General features: G+C 61.5%; 16 protein-coding genes. 12 read left to right on the plus strand and 4 right to left on the minus strand.

The features are described 5' to 3' along the window. Positions 1-73: 73 nt before the first annotated feature. The 12 genes from CLH61_RS01530 to CLH61_RS01585 all read left to right on the plus strand — a co-directional run bounded on the left by CLH61_RS01530 (position 74) and on the right by CLH61_RS01585 (position 13,137). Positions 74-1,573, plus strand: a complete 1,500-nt coding sequence (locus CLH61_RS01530; protein WP_099612938.1) for a type II and III secretion system protein family protein — start codon at positions 74-76, stop codon at positions 1,571-1,573. Between the two features lie 10 nt (positions 1,574-1,583). Then, entirely contained in the window at positions 1,584-1,883 is a 300-nt protein-coding gene (locus CLH61_RS01535; RefSeq protein ID WP_143752055.1) for a hypothetical protein, read from the plus strand. Between the two features lie 21 nt (positions 1,884-1,904). Continuing rightward, positions 1,905-3,110 (plus strand): pilus assembly protein TadG-related protein, encoded by a 1,206-nt coding sequence (locus CLH61_RS01540; RefSeq protein ID WP_099612940.1) that lies wholly within the window; start codon positions 1,905-1,907, stop codon positions 3,108-3,110. Positions 3,111-3,171: 61 nt separating this feature from the next. After that, positions 3,172-3,633, plus strand: coding sequence for a TadE/TadG family type IV pilus assembly protein (locus CLH61_RS01545; RefSeq protein WP_170003559.1), 462 nt, complete (start codon positions 3,172-3,174; stop codon positions 3,631-3,633). Next, on the plus strand, positions 3,630-4,115 hold the full coding sequence (locus CLH61_RS01550; protein WP_099612942.1) for a TadE/TadG family type IV pilus assembly protein: 486 nt from the start codon (positions 3,630-3,632) through the stop codon (positions 4,113-4,115). Before CLH61_RS01545 ends, CLH61_RS01550 begins: the two co-directional genes overlap by 4 nt. Positions 4,116-4,137: 22 nt before the next feature. Beyond that, entirely contained in the window at positions 4,138-5,319 is a 1,182-nt protein-coding gene (locus tag CLH61_RS01555; RefSeq protein WP_099612943.1) for a CpaE/TadZ family protein, read from the plus strand. Positions 5,320-5,329: 10 nt separating this feature from the next. Then, a complete protein-coding gene (locus CLH61_RS01560) occupies positions 5,330-6,691 on the plus strand; it encodes a TadA family conjugal transfer-associated ATPase (RefSeq protein WP_099612944.1) in 1,362 nt (453 codons plus the stop codon). A 3-nt stretch (positions 6,692-6,694) separates the two neighbouring features. Then, a complete protein-coding gene (locus CLH61_RS01565) occupies positions 6,695-7,678 on the plus strand; it encodes a type II secretion system F family protein (RefSeq protein ID WP_099612945.1) in 984 nt (327 codons plus the stop codon). A gap of 11 nt (positions 7,679-7,689) precedes the next feature. Next, positions 7,690-8,646 carry a type II secretion system F family protein gene (locus tag CLH61_RS01570; protein ID WP_099612946.1) on the plus strand — a complete coding sequence of 319 codons (957 nt, stop codon included), beginning with the start codon at positions 7,690-7,692 and terminating at the stop codon, positions 8,644-8,646. 62 nt (positions 8,647-8,708) lie between these two features. Next, positions 8,709-9,653, plus strand: a complete 945-nt coding sequence (locus tag CLH61_RS01575; protein WP_170003562.1) for a tetratricopeptide repeat protein — start codon at positions 8,709-8,711, stop codon at positions 9,651-9,653. A 122-nt stretch (positions 9,654-9,775) separates the two neighbouring features. Continuing rightward, a complete protein-coding gene (locus tag CLH61_RS01580; protein WP_099612948.1) occupies positions 9,776-12,265 on the plus strand; it encodes a Lon protease family protein in 2,490 nt (829 codons plus the stop codon). A 2-nt stretch (positions 12,266-12,267) separates the two neighbouring features. Next, the gene (locus CLH61_RS01585; RefSeq protein ID WP_099612949.1) at positions 12,268-13,137 is read left to right on the plus strand and encodes a universal stress protein; all 870 of its coding nucleotides are present in this window, start codon (positions 12,268-12,270) and stop codon (positions 13,135-13,137) included. A gap of 20 nt (positions 13,138-13,157) precedes the next feature. Here the strand turns inward: CLH61_RS01585 and CLH61_RS01590 are convergent, their stop codons facing one another. The 4 genes from CLH61_RS01590 to CLH61_RS01605 all read right to left on the minus strand — a co-directional run bounded on the left by CLH61_RS01590 (position 13,158) and on the right by CLH61_RS01605 (position 17,224). Continuing rightward, positions 13,158-13,982 carry an ABC transporter permease subunit gene (locus CLH61_RS01590; RefSeq protein WP_099612950.1) on the minus strand — a complete coding sequence of 275 codons (825 nt, stop codon included), beginning with the start codon at positions 13,980-13,982 and terminating at the stop codon, positions 13,158-13,160. After that, positions 13,975-14,904 (minus strand): ABC transporter permease subunit, encoded by a 930-nt coding sequence (locus tag CLH61_RS01595; protein WP_099612951.1) that lies wholly within the window; start codon positions 14,902-14,904, stop codon positions 13,975-13,977. The genes CLH61_RS01590 and CLH61_RS01595 overlap by 8 nt, the downstream gene beginning before the upstream one ends. 4 nt (positions 14,905-14,908) lie before the next feature. Next, positions 14,909-16,048: a polyamine ABC transporter ATP-binding protein gene (gene potA / locus CLH61_RS01600; RefSeq protein ID WP_099612952.1), complete on the minus strand. Its 1,140-nt coding sequence runs from the start codon at positions 16,046-16,048 to the stop codon at positions 14,909-14,911. Between the two features lie 69 nt (positions 16,049-16,117). Then, the gene (locus CLH61_RS01605) at positions 16,118-17,224 is read right to left on the minus strand and encodes a polyamine ABC transporter substrate-binding protein (protein WP_099612953.1); all 1,107 of its coding nucleotides are present in this window, start codon (positions 17,222-17,224) and stop codon (positions 16,118-16,120) included. Positions 17,225-17,311 lie beyond the last annotated feature (87 nt).

Raw genomic sequence — 17,311 nt, forward strand, 5'->3', positions numbered from 1 at the left:
CGAAGGTTTTGATGCAGCGGCTGCCAGAGGAGTGCGGTAGCCCATAAGGAAGTAACCCAGGGAGAGAGTGACCATGACAATAACAGCGCATAAAGCATCACTGCAGGGCTACCTGATCGGACTGGCTCTGCTGTGTGTGATCGCGATCCCGACCGGTGCTACGGCACAGGTCATGCTCGCGAGTGGCATGGACCGGCAGGTAGTGGAAGTGGCGCTGAACCAGTCCCAGATCCTGTACATTGAACAGCCCGTGGCCAAGATTTCCGTGGGTAACCCGGAGATTGCAGACATTCTGATCCTCCGCTCACGGCAACTCTACGTGGTTGGCAAGAAGCTGGGATCCACCAACGTGACCTTGTGGGACAGCAACAACCAGGTCGTCAGTGCTGTCGGTATTGAAGTCACTCATGATCTGGAAAGCCTGAAATCCAAGCTCCACCAGATCCTCCCCGGGGAGGAGATTGAAGTCCGCTCATCCCAGGGCGCCATCATTCTCAGCGGTGAAGTCAGCAGTGCGGCGCGAATGGCTTCCGCCCTGGACCTGGCTCGCAGCTTCCAGGGAGGCGAGGAGCCGGGCGCGGTCCTCAACATGATGCAGGTAGGCGGCGCCCAGCAGGTAATGCTGGAGGTGCAGGTGGCCGAGGTATCGCGGGATTTCCTCAAGCGTATTGGCGCCAAGTTCGAGGCCATTAATGCCAACTCATTGCTGACCATAGGTGCCGGTAACAACGGTACTGCCCTCGCACCTTCGGGCCTGCTGCTGCCGGGTGGCGGCACCGGCGGTCTGCTGCCGCCCAACCTGCCGGGTACCCAGATCCTGCGCGAGCCCATGACCTTCGAGACAACCGGCCTGTTCGCCAGCTTCCTCGACGGTGACACCCTGTTTGACCTGGTGATCGACGCGGCCCAGGAAAACAACCTGGCGAAGGTGCTGGCCGAGCCTACCCTCACCACCCTGACCGGCCAGGAAGCCACCTTCCATGCCGGCGGTGAGTTCCCGATCCCGGTAGGCAGTGGCCAGGATAACGGCGTCAAGATCGAATTCAAGGAATTCGGTATCAGCCTCGGTTTCCTGCCCACGGTGCTGGATTCCGGCATGATCAGTCTCAAGCTGAACATCAAGGTGAGCGAGCTGAGCAACCAGAACTCCATTGCCCTTGAGGTGCCCGACACCGCGGCGACCTTCTTTATCAATGCCCTGACCAGCCGCAGTGCTTCGTCTACCGTGGAACTGGGTAATGGCCAGACCATCGGGGTTGCCGGCCTGATCAATGAAAACCTCCGGGAGCGGGTCAACAAGTTCCCGGGCCTGGGCGACCTGCCGGTTCTCGGCAACCTGTTCCGCAGCCAAGAGTACATCAAGGGCAAGACCGAACTGGTTATCCTGGTGACTCCCCACTTTGCCAAACCCGTCGGGCGTGAGCAGTTCAGCCTGCCTACCGACCACTTTGTGGAACCGTCGGACCTGGAGTTCTATCTCCTCGGCTATACCGAGGGCAGGAGAAAACCCGGCTCAGGGGCAACGCCCATGCAGCAGGGCAGTGTAAAGGGACAATTCGGACACGAACTCTGAGGTGAGAACCATGGAATCAATAACACGGAATATCCGGGTGGTTGTGGCCGGGGTTGTGGCAGGTATGGCGGCAGGACTGCTGCTGACTGGCTGTGCCTCACCCAGCTCCGAGGACCAGTTTGGCAACTCGGTACGGCAGATGATTGCGGCCCAGAAGTATGTGCCACCCCAGCAGGAAGCAACGGGTATGCCCATGCTGGATGGCCAGAAAGCCGAAGCCGGCTATAACAGCTATCGCAAGGATACCGGCAGACCAGATCGCATGGCGCCGGCCATGAGCACTGGCGCCGGGCTCGGACTGCAACAGTAACGGTAACGGGGAGGGCCGGCCATGGAACAGGTTAACGGCACAAACAACCGTCAGCGGGGCGCCATTCTGCCGCTGGTCGCCATTTCGCTGTTGGTGATTCTGGGCATGGCGGCCCTGGCCCTCGATATGAGCAATGCGCATCTTGAGAAGACCCGTTTGCAGAACGCGCTGGATGCGGCGGCCCTGAGTGCGGCCAAGGTGCTGGACCAGACCGGCAATGTCGGGCTGGCGGATGCCGCCGGCCAGACAACGTTTTCTGCCAATGCCGCAGCCCCTGGCAACAGTGGGCTGGGAGAGGCGATGGCCAGTGGCACCCTGAGTCTGACCCTGGAATTCTCCTCCACGCTCAATCCGTTTATTGCCGGCACCACGCCGGCCCAGTATGTGCGGGCGAGCGTGGCCAGCTACGGGATTGCTGAATGGTTTGCGCCGGTCTTCGGGTTTAACGACCTGGCCATTGCCGGCACTGCCGTTGCCGGCCCCAGCCCTTCGCTGCAAAAAGCCTGCAACGTGGTGCCGATGATGGCCTGCGGTACCCCCCAGGAGGAAAGCCCGCCCGGTACCACCTTCGGTTACAGCTGGGGGGAGATCGAGCAGCTGAAAATTGGCTCCGGCACCAGTTCCGAGGTGGGTAATGGCAATTTCTACCTGATCCGCCTGGATGGCAGCGCCGGTGGCGCGGATTTGCGGGAAGCCGCCGCCGGCAAGTTCGATGCCTGCCTGAGCACCGGGGAGGACGGCAATATCGAGACCGAGCCCGGCAACACCGTGGGCCCGTTTGCCCAGGGCATCAATACCCGGCTGGGGATCTATAACGGCCCGGTTAATGCGGCGGATTACCCACCGGACTGGTTCTCCCAACATGAACCCTATACAGAAACCGATTACCAGAACCAGACAGTGCCGGCCTATGACCTGGACTGGTACCTGGCCCAGTATGCCGCCGTGGACCCGAATTCTCCCCCCAGCGGTTACCCCGGCCGGCGCATCCTGACCCTGCCGGTGGGCAACTGCGACGGCCTGGCCAACGGTCAGGACTCCGTGGAACTGTTGGGGTTCAGTTGCTTCTACATGGTGGATGAAATGACACAGCAAGGTCAGGCCGTGTTCTATGGTCAGTTCAAGGATGACTGCGGTGGCAGTGGCACGCCGGGGCCGACCCCCGGTGCCGGCCCCGGGCCCCACATCATCCAGCTTTACAAGGATCCGGATACGTTCGACAGCTGACAGCCATAAAGGCCGCAGCGCACGAAGTGGGATGCAAGGAAGTGGCAAGGAAGGAACTGACATGAACGGACATCGACTGACAGGCAAACGACAACAGGGCATCGCGGCACTGGAATTTCTGCTGACCGCACCCTTCCTGTTGCTGGTGGTTATTGCGGTGAGCGAGCTGGGCTGGGCCTTTCACCAGTATCACACCATGACCCGGGCGGCGCGGGATGGCGCCCGGCACCTGGCCTCCCATGCCATAAACAACAGCATGGGGTTTATCTTTCTCAGCAGCGCCGTCGTTCAGGAAGCCAGCAATCTGGTTGTCTACGGCAATACCCTGGGTGCCGGCGACCCCCTGTTGCCCGGCTGGTCCGCCGGCGATATCTCGGTCTCCAGCCCCGACCCTTCCCATGTCACCGTGAATGCCACCTATAACTATGTCCCGCTGGTTGGCCAGATCCCTGCGTTCTACGGCGGGGAGCCTGTCAGCATGGCCTTTTCAATGCAGAGCACTGTGCAGATGAGGGCGCTATGAATATCAGACTGCAATCCGGGTTACATACGGTGGAGTTTGCCATTGTCGGCTCGATGTTTTTCATCCTGCTGTTTGCCGCCATTGAGTTCGGCCGTCTGATGTTCGTCTGGAACACCCTGGACGAAACCAGCCGCCGGGCGGCACGGGTGGCGGTGGTCTGTCCTATCGAGCACAGCGCCATCCGGCGGGTGGCAATGTTTGACGCTCCGGTTTCGGCAGGAGAAAGCCCCGTGCTGAAAGGCCTGAATGAAGTGCACATCAACATTGATTATCTGGCAATGACCGGCGCCGAGCTGGCAGACCCGGTCGGTGACTTCCTGGACATTGCCTTTGTACGCAGTGAAGTCAGCGGTTTTCAGCACCAGCTGATCATTCCGTTCTTTTTCCAGCAATTTGAACTGCCGCCATTTATCACGGTGTTACCCCGGGAAAGCCTCGGCGTGTCACCTGAGGGAACCGGCTGTTTCGGATCGGTCAGCTGACGGCGCAAGGAAGGGGGAGTCTATGAAAGCACGCATGAATGTATTGGTTGCGGGGCGCAATGCCCAGGAGTTGCAGGAGCTTGAGCGCATACTTGAGCACCAGACCGACCTCAGGCTCAGCACGCGGCTGATTACCAATGGACATTCCGATCCGCTGTACAACATCGTGGACCTGCCGGATGCGCTGATCTTCTGCACCACGGTTGCCTGGGAAGACGAATTGAGCTCGCTGGATGCGCGACCGGCGTCCGGTCGCGTCCCCACGGTCGTCACCGGGCCTGACAATACCCAGGTCATGCGCACAGCCATGAGGGTGGGAGCACGGGACTATTTCAGCTTTCCGGTGCCGCGGCAGGAGCTGGTTGATTCCCTGGACCGTATCGCCCGGGAGCTACAACCGGCCAGTACCGAGGCTGGCGGCCTGATCTCGGTCATCAACGCCAAGGGTGGCTCCGGCGCCAGCACGGTTGCGGCGACCCTGGCCCACAGCCTGGTGGAAAAGATCGACCAGCAGGTTGCCCTGCTGGATATGGACCTGCAATTCGGTCACCTCGCGTCCTACTTTGATCTGCCGGAAGCGGGGGGACTGGTGGATGCCATCCTCCGCGCCGACAGCATGGACCGGCTGGCGCTGGAGGGCCACATGATGAAGCACAAAAGCGGCCTCCATCTGTTGGGTAACAGCTCGGACCAGCTGCTGGTGCCCGGTGATATAGATGAAAACCAGCTCCACAAGCTGCTGGCGTTGCTGCGTTCCCGCTATGAGCACACCGTGGTGGATCTGCCTCGCCAGATCGACGGTGTGACCGGACTGCTACTGGAATCCTCCGAACGGGTGCTGCTGGTTCTGCAGCAGAGCATCTGTCACGTTCAGGATGCGCGCCGGATGCTCCATTACATGAGGCATTACATGGGCATTGCAGACGAGCGAATCGGGGTGGTGGTCAACCGCTGGGACAAGCGCCTGGCGCTTACCATCGGTGACATTGAGAAGGCGTTGGGGATTGATGGCGTGACCTGCATCCCCAACGATTTTGCGAAGGTCGCGGAAAGCGCCAACCTGGGAATCCCGTTGCTCGAGGTGGCGCCGGCGTCTCCGGTCAGCCGCAGTATGGTGCGGCTGGCGGAAGATCTGAGTGGCAAGAAAACCGTAACCGCACAGTCCGGCTTCGGTCGGGTCTGGCGCAAACTGGCAGGCGCCTGAGGAGGCAGTCATGGCACTGGGCAGAATGAGCGAATTTAACCGGGCAGAGCCGGAACCACCCCTGGTTCAGGCTGCGGGAACAACCGCCCTGCGGGTGGAAGAAGAGCAGGAACGGGTCTGGAAACAGAAAATTCATCAGAAGCTGATGAAGGTGCTGGATCTGTCGCTGCTTGGCACCCTCGGGCGGGAAGAGGCTGAGCGGCAGTTGCAGGATATCGGGCAGCGGCTGATCGCCGAGGAATCGGTGCCGCTGTCGCTGACGGCCCGCCAGCGCATCATCCGCCAGATCCAGGACGATATCCTGGGGTTGGGGCCGCTGGAGCCGTTGCTGGCAGACAAAACCATTTCCGACATCCTGGTGAATGGTCACGACAGTATCTATGTGGAACGCAATGGCAAGCTCGAGAAGGCCAACATCACCTTCCACAGCGATACCCATTTGCTGAACATCATTGACCGTATTGTTTCCAGTGTGGGGCGTCGGATTGATGAATCCTCACCGATGGTGGATGCCCGTCTCAAGGACGGTTCACGGGTCAACGCAATCATTCCCCCGCTGGCGGTGGATGGCCCGCTGCTGTCGATCCGGCGATTTTCCATCGGCCGGCTGTCGATGGAAGCGCTGATGGAAAAGGGCACCCTGACGCAGTCGATTGCCGACCTGCTGGCAGGCATTGTCCGGGGCCGGCTGAATGTGCTGATTTCGGGTGGTACCGGCTCCGGTAAGACTACCTTGCTCAACGTATTGTCCGGCTTTGTGCCGGACGACGAGCGCATCGTCACCATTGAAGACTCGGCGGAACTGCAGCTGCAGCAGCCTCATGTGGTACGGCTGGAAACCCGGCCACCGAATATCGAGAACAAGGGTGAAGTGACCCAGCGGGACCTGGTCCGTAACAGCCTGAGGATGCGTCCGGACCGCATCATCGTAGGGGAGGTGCGCGGTGCCGAGGCGCTGGACATGCTGCAGGCGATGAACACCGGCCACGACGGCTCGATGACCACGCTCCATGCCAACACGCCACGGGATGCGCTGATCCGCATCGAGAACATGGTGTCGATGAGTGGCACTACCATGCCGGTCAAGGCCATCCGCTCCCAGGTTGCCTCCGCCATTGACGTGGTCCTGCAGGTGGAGCGCCAGGAGGACGGCACCCGCCGGCTGGTCAGTGTCCAGGAGATCAACGGCATGGAAGGGGATGTCATCACCATGTCGGAGATTTTCACCTTCCGCCGCCGTGGCCGTGATGAGGAGGGGCGCGTGCAGGGCAGTTACCGGGCCACCGGCATCGTGCCCCGCTTCCAGGAGCATCTGCAGCAACGGGGTATCCCGCTGCCATTGTCGCTTTATGATCCGGACTTCGAGGGCTGAGCCATGGACGTGCTGGGAGACAAACTCTGGATTTTTCTTGCTCTGGTCTTTGTGGCGGTATTCCTGCTGTCCCAGGGGCTGGTGATTCCGGTCTTCGGCGAAAGCCGGGGTGCCCGCAAACGGCTGAGCCAGCGAATGCAAAACCTGGCGAGTGCAGACGGTGACCAGCACCGGGTATCCCTGCTGCAGGAACAGTACTTGCGGGATCTCTCCCCGCTGGAGAAACGACTGGAATCAATGTCGATGCTGCAACCCCTGGTGGTGCTGATCGCCCAGAGCGGCTACCGCACCCGGGCTTATCGGGTGCTGCTGCTGTCAGCGGCCCTGGCCGTGCTGGCGGGCTTTGTCGGCTACAACCTGACCAAGGTGTTGTGGGCGCCGCTGGCACTGGCTCCCATGGGCGCGATGATTCCGTTCCTCTACCTGCGCAGCAAACGCAGCAAACGGATTGCCAGAATCGAAGAGCAGTTGCCGGATGTGGTCGACGTTATCATCCGCGCGCTGCGGGCGGGGCACCCGTTTATCGAGGCGATTCGCCTGGTGTCCACCGAGATGCCCAGCCCGGTGCGAGAGGAGTTCCAGACCACCTTCAACGAGATCAATTACGGCGGCGACGTTCGTGCTGCGTTGTTCGGATTGCTGCAGCGGGTGCCCAGTGTACTGGTCATGGCGCTGATTACGGCGGTGCTGGTGCAGCGGGAATCCGGCGGCAACCTGGCTGAGGTGCTGGAGAAAATCGCCTCGGTCATTCGTGGCCGTTTCCGCTTCCAGCGCCGGGTCCGGACCCTGTCCGCAGAAGGCCGGATCTCGGCATGGGTACTCACCATGACACCGTTTGTGCTGTTTGTGCTGATCTCGTTGGTGAACCCGGACTACATGCCGATGCTGACCGAGAGCCCCCGGGGCGGCGATATCATCCTGCTGGCTCTGGTGTTGATTGTGGTCGGGGTTTTCTGGATCAAGAAGATCCTCAATATCAAGGTGTAGGGAGAACGACCATGGATTATCTGATCGGAGTGCTCAACAACCTTTTTCACGACCCCCAGATGGTGCAGATGACCTTTATTGCGCTGATGGCAGTCGCCGTGTTCTGCCTGGCGTTGGCGGGCATGTTCCTGATGTCGACCCTGTTTCACCCGGTCCGTAACCGCCTGCACAGCGTGGTCGCCCCCGACGCTGGCGACAGCCCGAAGGAAGGGCCTTTCGCGCCTGCGGTGAAGGCCCTTTCTCCTTATCTGGTGCCGAAAAAGGACAAGGAACGGAACCGGACCCGGGCGCGGCTGGTTCACGCCGGTTATCGGGGCGAAAACGCCCTGGCCAATTTCTATGCCATCAAGACGCTGCTTATTATCGGCTTGCCGCTGGCGGTATTTTTCGGCCTGCGCTGGGTACCCGGGGTTACCTCACTGCAGGTGTTGCAGGCCGCCGCGGTTGCCGTACTGGTTGGCGCCATTGGTCCGAACTATGTGCTTGGCAAACGGATTGAGCGACGCAAGCGCCGGCTTTACAACGGCTTTCCCGACGCCCTCGACCTGCTGGTGGTCTGCACGGAGGCAGGCTATGGCCTGAAACCTGCGCTGCAGCGGGTATCGGACGAACTGGTGGTAGGACACCCCGATCTGTCGGAGGAGCTGGCGCTGGTGAACAGTGAGATGCGCGCCGGGGTTGACCGGGTCGACGCCCTCAAGAACCTTGCCGAGCGCACCGGTCTGGACGAAATTGCCGGCCTGGTTGCCTTGCTCAGCCAGAGCCTGCGGTTTGGCACCAGCATTGCCGAGTCCCTGCGGATCTATTCCGAGGAATTCCGGGACAAACGCATGCAGCGCGCCGAAGAGGAAGCCGGCACCATTTCCACCAAGATGGTGTTCCCGCTGGTGCTGTGCATGTTCCCGGCCTTCTTCGTGGTAGCCATCGGGCCGGCGGTGATCGGTCTACTGGATCATTTCCAACGCTGAACGGCCGGGCTGAACTGCAAGGATAGGCTGCTGGCAAAGAACAATAACCTGGAGTAATGACCATGACTGCACCAAGCAAACCCGGACTGCGCCGCAGAGTTTCAGGACTTGCGGCGGTATTTACCGCGCTGGCCCTCGCCGGCTGTGCCAGCGGGCCTCAGGCGGTAACCGAAAATCCCTATTCAGAATTGTATGAAGGCAAGTCTGAGCTAGCATTCTCCACCCTGATGCCGGTGAGCTCGGCGGAGGAGGCGATTGTCCGTGGCGATGCGGCGTATCGCAGCGGCAATCTGGACCAGGCCGTGTTCGAGTACATCCGGTCACTGGAGTTGAAACCGGACAATGCGGAGGTGTTCTACAAAATCGGCGCCATCAACCTGCACAAGCAGGCGCATACCAAGGCGGCTTCGGCCTTTCGGCTGGCGCTGGAGCAGGATGCGAAACATCCGGGCGCGCTGGAAGGCATGGGGCTGATGCTGATGCAGCAGCGGGATTACGAGCAGGCCCGGGGTATGCTGGAAGCCGCCGTGGCGGCCGATGACCGCCGCTGGCAGGCCTATAACGGCCTCGGTATCCTGGCAGACCTGCGGGGTGATTTCCCGGAAGCCCGGGATTACTATGACAAGGCCCTCGGCATTTCACCCCGCAATGCCCGTATCCATAACAACCTCGGCTATTCCCTGTATCTGGTCGGCCACTACAACCGGGCCGAGTACCAGTACCACGCCGCTCTCAGTATTGATCCTTGGCACGAACGTGCCTGGCGTAACCTGGGCCAGCTCTATACCCGGCTTGGGCGCTACGACGAGGCACTGGATGTTTTCAGCAAGGCAATGGACGAGGCCGATGCCTGGAACACCATGGGTTATATCCGCATGAGCGAAGGCGACTACAAGCAGGCCGAAGAATTCTTCCGAAAAGCGGCCAAAGTGTCCCCCAGCTATCACGAGACGGCCAACGACAACCTGGCCCAGGTCCGTCGGTTGATTGCCCGCGGCGGAGACTGAAACGACCGTTACCCGACGCCCCGACGCGCTCCGGGGCGCAGGGTACCTTTGCGCTGCATCATTTGCCCACCGGCACTTAAAGTCTATGCTTTGCTGTATAAACGAGCCGCCAGGAGCCCTTGATGACAACCCCCCTTCCATTAACTGTGGATCAGGTTTACCACCGTTGCCCGTCGGACCAGTTCGACTTCGATACTACCGCCTCCCTCGAGCCCCTAGACCTTCCTTGCGGCCAGGAGCGGGTCATCCGGGCGCTGGAATTCGGCGCACGGATGAAGAACCAGGGCTTCAACCTGTTTGTGCTTGGCCCCTCAGGCGCGAGCAAGCACGAACTGGTGGCGCAGTTCCTGAAGCAACACGCGGCGAAGGAAAAAGCACCCCCGGACTGGTGTTACGTGTTCAACTTCGAGTTTCCGGACCGGCCAACCGCCATTGAATTGCCGGCAGGCGAGGGCCGCCAGTTCAAGGCGGATATGAATACCCTGGCGGATGAGTTGCGCACCGCCATCCCGGCGACCTTCGAAAGCGAGGAATACCAGGGGCGGCTGCAGGAGCTGCAGGAAGAGATGTCAAAGCGCCAGCACAAGGGGCTGTTTGCCATCCAGGAAGAGGCCAATCGCAGCAACATCGCCATGATTGCTACCCCGGCGGGCTTTACCTTTGCGCCGATGAAGGACGGCGAGGTCATGGACCCGGAGGAATATCAGAAGCTGTCGGATGATGAGCGCACCCTGATTGAAGCCAAGGTGGAGGATCTGCAGAAGAAGCTGCAGCAGACCATCCAGCAGGTTCCCCGCCTGCGCAAGGAAGTGCGTGAGCGGGTCCACGCCCTCAATGAGGAGATGACCCAGCTGACCCTGGGAGGACCTATCGGCGAATTGCGCGAGAAGTGGCGTCACTCGGACGCCGTGGTGGCGTTTCTCGATGCCGTCCGGGAGGACGTGGTTGGTCACGCCGAAGCGTTCCGTGACGAGGACGGCAGCGGCACACCGGCCGGCTTGCTCGGACGCTATCGGGTCAACCTGCTGGTGGATAACGCGGATACGGTAGGGGCTCCGGTGATCTACGAGGATCTGCCCAACCACCAGCATCTGACCGGGCTGATTGAGCACCGGGTCCGCCAGGCCGCCCTGCACACCGATTTCTCCCTGGTGCGCGGCGGTGCGCTGCATCGTGCCAACGGCGGTTACCTGATCCTGGATGCCCGCCGCGTGCTGACCCAGCCGATGGCCTGGGAGAGCCTGAAGCGGGTCCTGTTCTCCCATGAAATCCGTATCGAGTCCCTCGAACATCTCTATGGCCTGGTGAGTACGGTCAGCCTGCAGCCGGAGGCCATTCCGGTGTCGGTCAAGGTGGTGCTGCTGGGGGATCGCATCCTGTATTACCTGTTGTCCCATTACGATCCGGATTTCCTCGACCTGTTCAAGGTGGAGGCGGATTTCGCCGATGATCTGGACCGTGACAACGAGTGTTACACCACCTATGCCCGGATGGTTGCCACCATGGCAAGGGAGGCGGAATTGCGGGCGCTGGACCGGTCCGCCGTGGCACGGGTGATCGAGCACGCCAGTCGCCTGGCCAACGACCAGCGCAAGCTGACCGGTCATGACCGGGTGATCCGGGACCTGATTGCGGAAGCGGACCACTGGGCCGACGTTGCCGGCGAAGACGTGATCACCGCCGGCCATATCCAGCAGGCCATAGACGAGCGGATCTACCGGGCCAGCCGGGTTCGTGACCGCAGTCTCGAACAGTTCAGTCGCGGTATTGTGCTGCTCGCCACCGAGGGCGAGCAGGTTGCCCGGGTGAACGGCCTCTCGGTATGGCAGCTGGGCGCCTCGATGTTTGGCCAGCCGACCCGGATTACCGCCACGGCGCGGCCGGGCAAGGGGCAGGTGGTGGACATCGAGCGGGAAGCCAAGCTCGGTGGCCCGATCCACAGCAAGGCAGTGATGATCCTGTCACGGTTCCTTGCCAGCCGCTATGCCGGCGATGGCGAATTGTCCCTGTCGGCCAGTCTGGCGTTCGAGCAGTCCTACGGGGGCGTGGAAGGAGACTCGGCCTCGGTGGCGGAAACCTGTGTGTTGCTGTCGGCAATTTCCCGGGTGCCGCTGCGCCAGTTCTACGCGGTGACTGGCTCGATGAACCAGCATGGTGAAGTCCAGGCCGTTGGCGGCGTGAACGAGAAGATCGAGGGTTTCTTTGATGTCTGCAAACAGGCCGGCCAGGTGGACGGTCGTGGCGTGCTGCTGCCGGCCAGCAACGTGGAGCACCTGATGCTGAGGCAGGATGTGTGCGAGGCGATCGCAGCCGGACACTTCCGTATTTTCCCGATTACCGACATTAACGAAGCCATCGGCTTGCTGACCGGACTTGAAGCCGGCGATCCGGACGATAACGGTGTCTTTCCGGAGGGCAGTTTCAACCGCAAGGTTGCGGACCGGCTGGCTGAGTTTGCCAGGGTCAGCCATGCCCGGGATGACGACAACGGTGCGGACGCTCGCCGGAATAACGACGATAACGGCAAGGATAGCAACGACAAGGATAGCAACGGCAAGGATAGGAACGGCAAGGACGATGGCAAAGACAAGGGTAACGGGGAGGGCAGGTGACCATGGTTGACAACCTCGCCGCACCCGCCGCCCCGGCTAACCCACCGCAGCAACCCGGCGCGGGCCGGGTGCTGGTGCTGCTGGACGGCTCTCAGATGAGTTTTGCTGCGCTTGAAGCGGCGGCGGATATTGCGTCCGGCCGTGGCGCCGACGTGCTGGGGGTTTTCGTCGAGGAGCTGAACCTGTTGCGCAGTGCCGGTTACGGTTTTGCCCGGGAGGTGGGTGCCATTTCGGGCACCAGCCGACCGTTGAATACCGCCTTGATGGAGCAGCGTATGCGCCGACTTGCGGACCAGGCCCGGCGGGCACTGGGCCAGGCAATGGCGGCGCGGGGCGGGCGGCATTCCCTGAATATCTGCCGCGGCAGTGTGGTTGCCGAGGTGCTGGAGCTGGCCGGCCCCGAAGATGTCCTGGTGCTCGGTCGTGCCGGCTGGGCCTCCCAGCCGGGCCTCCGCCTGGGGTCGACGGCGCGTGGGCTGATCCAGCGGGCGCCCGGTACTGTCATTCTGTGGACCTCCGGCCAGATCCGGCCCCGGGGCAGTGTCGTGGTGCTGGCGGATGGTTTTGACGATAGCCTCGGCAAACTCAACGCCGCCGCCGAGCTGGCCCGCCAGCACCGGCGTTCGGTAACGGTGCTCCATCAGCAGTCGGCGGCCTCCCTTGACCCGCGAATGCGGGACTGGATAGCGCAGCAGCAGGTGCCCGTGCAGCTGGTGAGACTGCCCGATAACGACCACCGTGCCGTGCTGCGGGCCTTGCGGGACGTCAACGGCGCGCTGCTGGTATGCAGTCGCCGGGACTGGCTGTTTCGCCAGCAGGGCATCGAGCAGTTTCTCGAAGCCCTCAGCCTGCCGGTCGCCATCACGCCCTGATCGTCCCGGTCAGCCTGGGGTCAGGCGTTTCCCTTCAGGCGTTTCTCGTCGCTGCGTCGCATCAGGAACCAGGCGATAAAGGCGATCAGCGACACCGCCAGGATGATCAGCGTGGCCAGGGCGTTGATTTTCGGCGACACCCCCAGCCGCACCGACGAAAACACGACCATCGGCAAGGTTGTGGCGCCCGGTCCGGAGACGAAACTGGCAATCACCAGGTCATCCAGCGACAGGGTGAATGCCAGCAGCCAGCCTGACACCAGGGCCGGGGCAATGACCGGCAGCGTGATGATCAGGAAGGTCTTCAGCGGTGGCGCCCCCAGGTCCATGGCGGCCTCTTCCACGGAACGGTCCACCTCACGCAGCCGGGCCGCCACCACCACGGCAACGTAGGCGCTGCAGAAGGTGGTGTGGGCAATCCAGATGGTGGCGAGGCCGCGGTCTCCCGGCCAGCCGGTCAGTTCTGCCATCTGCACGAACAGTAACAGCAGCGACAGGCCGGTAATAACCTCCGGCATCACCAGCGGCGCAGTAACCATGCTCGACAGCAGGGTGCGCCCGCGCATACGGCGGAACCGGGTGATGATGAATGCGGCCATGGTGCCCAGACACACCGCCATGGTGGCGGCGTAGAAGGCAATCCGCAGGCTCATCCACACCGCTGCCAGGATTTGCTGGTCCTGGAACAGGGCGCCGTACCACTGGGTCGAAAAGCCCGCCCACACCGAAACCAGGCGGGACGCGTTGAACGAGTAAACCACCAGCACGAACATTGGCAGGTAAAGAAACAGCAGGCCCAGGACCAGCATGACTTTGGAAAAACTGACTTTGCGGGCGTTAACCATGTTTTTCCATCTCCCGGCTCTGGAAACGGTGGAACAGGATGATCGGAATCAACAGCAGGGCCAGCATCACGATGGCGAGTGCGGACGCGACCGGCCAGTCCCGGTTGTTGAAGAACTCTTCCCACAGCACCTTGCCGATCATCAGGGTATCCGGGCCGCCGAGCAGTTCGGGAATCACAAATTCGCCCACGGCGGGGATAAACACCAGCATGGCCCCTGCGATAATCCCGCCCCGGGACAGCGGCAGAGTGATGCGCCAGAAGGTCGTCAGGCTGCGGCAGCCCAGGTCCGAGGCGGCCTCCAGCAGGCGGATGTCCAGCTTAACCAGGTTGGTGTAGATGGGCAGTACCATGAAGGGCAGATAGGCGTAGACAACTCCCAGTACCACCGCAAAGTTGGTATTGAGCATCCTCAGCGGTTCATCAATCAGCCCCAGCCAGAGCAGCAGGCTGTTGAGCAGGCCCTGGTTGCCCAGAATGCCCATCCAGGCGTAGACCCGGATCAGGAATGAGGTCCAGGACGGCAGCATCACCATCAGCAGGAGCACCAGTTGCACGTGCCGGGGTGCCCGGGCCATGGCGTAGGCCATGGGGTAACCGATCAGCAGGCACACCAGGGTGGCCATGAACGCAATCTTCAGGGAGCCCCAGTAAGCCGCCACGTACAGGCTGTCAGACAGCAGGAACAGGTAGTTGCCAAAGTTGACCACCACCGAAAAGGTGTTGTCGACCAGGGTGAACACCGGCTCGTAAGGCGGGATTGCCATCACCGCCGACGAAAAGCTGATCTTCAGTACCAGGGCAAAGGGCAGCAGGAAGAACAGCAAAAGCCAGACAAAGGGAATGCCGAATACGATCCTGCGGTGGAACAGTACGTTGCGCACCCGCTCTTTCACCGCCAGCGGAATCAGGTCTTTGGCCACGGCGTCAGTTCCACAACAGGATAGGGCTGGAGGCTTCCCACGACACGTACACGGTGTCGCCCCAGGTCGGTCGCTCGCCACGACGCTCGACGTTGGCCAGGGTGGCCTGCACCCGTTTGCCGCTGCCAAGCTTGACATAGTACGAGGAGATGTCGCCGAGGTAGGCAATGTTGTCCACCACGCCCATGCTCCAGTTGCACTCTGCCGCTGGCGGCTCGGTGGTGAGGTAGATCTTTTCCGGGCGCAGGGCCACCAGGGTTTCGGTGGTTTCAGCCGGCGTGGTCACACCGCGGTCGATGAATACCGGAGCATCCAGCAACGGGCTGCTGAGTACCACGCTGTCGGAGTTGTCTTCCTCGATGACCGCCTCGAAAATGTTTACCGAGCCGATAAACTCTGCCGTCATCCGGCTGTTCGGGCTCTCATAGATATCCACCGGTGAGCCGATCTGGGCGATCCGGCCATGGGACATGATGGCAATCCGGTTGGCCATGGTCATGGCCTCCTCCTGGTCGTGGGTCACCATCAGGCAGGTGACACCCACGTTGTTGAGGATATCCACCAGTTCCAGCTGCATTTCGGTGCGCAGCTTCTTGTCGAGCGCCCCCATCGGCTCGTCCAGCAACAGCAGTTTCGGACGTTTGGCCAGGGAACGGGCCAGGGCCACGCGCTGCTGCTGGCCACCGGACAATTGCTGGGGTTTGCGGCGGGCGTAAGGCTCCATCTTGACCAGTCTGAGCATGGCCGCCACCCGCTCGCGAATCTCGTCCCGGGGCAGCTTGTCCTGTTTCAGGCCCATGGCAATGTTCTGTTCCACCGTCATGTGGGGGAACAGGGCATAGGACTGGAACATCATGTTGGTCGGGCGCAGGTAGGGCGGCAGGTCGGTAATGTCCTGGCCGTCCAGGATGATGCGACCACTGTCCGGAGATTCAAATCCGGCCAGCATGCGCAGCAAGGTCGACTTGCCCGAGCCGGAGCCGCCGAGCAGGGCAAAGATCTCGCCTTTGTGGATGTCCAGGCTGACGTCATCGACGGCCAGCACCGTATCAAAGGTTTTACTCACGCCCTTGATATGCAGCAACACCCCGGCATCAGCGGTTTCGCTGGCGGGATGGCTGGGGGCGCCTGTGGATCCAGGCATTGGCAGGTTCTCCGGTGACTGCGTAGGTAAAGAAAGATCCGGGGGCGGTCGTGGCCCCCGGAGTCAGGCTCAGCGTCCGGACTTGACGCTGGTCCAGGTGCGGGTCACCAGGCGCTGGGTTGCCTGGGGCCGGCCTTCCATGACGTAGAGCTTTTTCATGACGTCGTCGGTGGGGTAGATCGACGTGTCGTTGAGGATTTCCGCATCCACGAACTCATTGGCCGCCTGGTTGGGGTTGGCGTACCAGACGTAGTTGGTGACGTCAGCGATGATGTCCGGCTTGAGCAGGAAGTTGATCAGCTTGTGGGCGTTCTCAACGTTTGGTGCACCGGCCGGAATGGTCATCATGTCGAACCACAGCACCGCGCCCTCTTTCGGAATGGTGTAGCGGATGACGTTGCCGTTGCCGGCTTCCTCGGCGCGGGCTGCAGCCTGCAGGATGTCGCCGGAATAGCCGGCAGCCACGCACAGGTCACCGTTGGCCAGGTCGGCAATGTAACGGGAGGAGTGGAAGTAGGTGATGTGCGGGCGCACCGCCTTGATCACCTCGCCACCCCTGGCAATGTCTGCCGGCTCGTTGCTGTTCGGATCGAGGCCCGCGTAGGCCATGGCGGCGCGCAGCATTTCCTCGCCGGAATCCAGCATGCTGATGCCGCAGCCGGCTTCGGCCAGCCTGGCCGTCACTGCCGGGTCAAAAACCAGGGCCCAGGAATCGGTCGGCGCGCCGTCACCCAGAATCTCGCTGATACGGCCTTCGTTGTAACCGTAGCCGTTGGTGCCCCACAGATAGGGAATGGAGAACTGGCTGCCGGGGTCAACCGCTTCCAGGTTGGCCATCAGGTCCGGGTGCAGGTTAACCATATTGGGCAGCTTGCTGTGGTCCAGGGCGACAAACGCCTTGGCAGAAATCTGCTTGGCAACATAGTGATTGGAGGGTACCACCAGGTCATAGCCGGAACGGCCGGAAAGCAGGGCGGCCTCAAGCACTTCGTTACTGTCGTAGACGTCGTAGATGACCTTGATGCCGGTTTCTTCCGTGAACTTTGCCAGAGTGTCCTCGGCGATGTAGTCGGACCAGTTATAGACACGCACTTCCTCAGCGGCGAAGGCCGAGGATGCTCCCATAGACACAGCAATAGCGGCGGCGAGTGCCGCTGGCTTACACAACTTCAACATTGGATGTAGTCCCTCAATGAAAAGGGATGGATATGAAGCGTGCCGGACGCACGCGGTGTTGTGCAGGTCTGCTGAGGGAAGGCCACG

Source organism: Marinobacter profundi (genome assembly GCF_002744715.1).
GTDB classification, from domain to species: domain Bacteria; phylum Pseudomonadota; class Gammaproteobacteria; order Pseudomonadales; family Oleiphilaceae; genus Marinobacter; species Marinobacter profundi.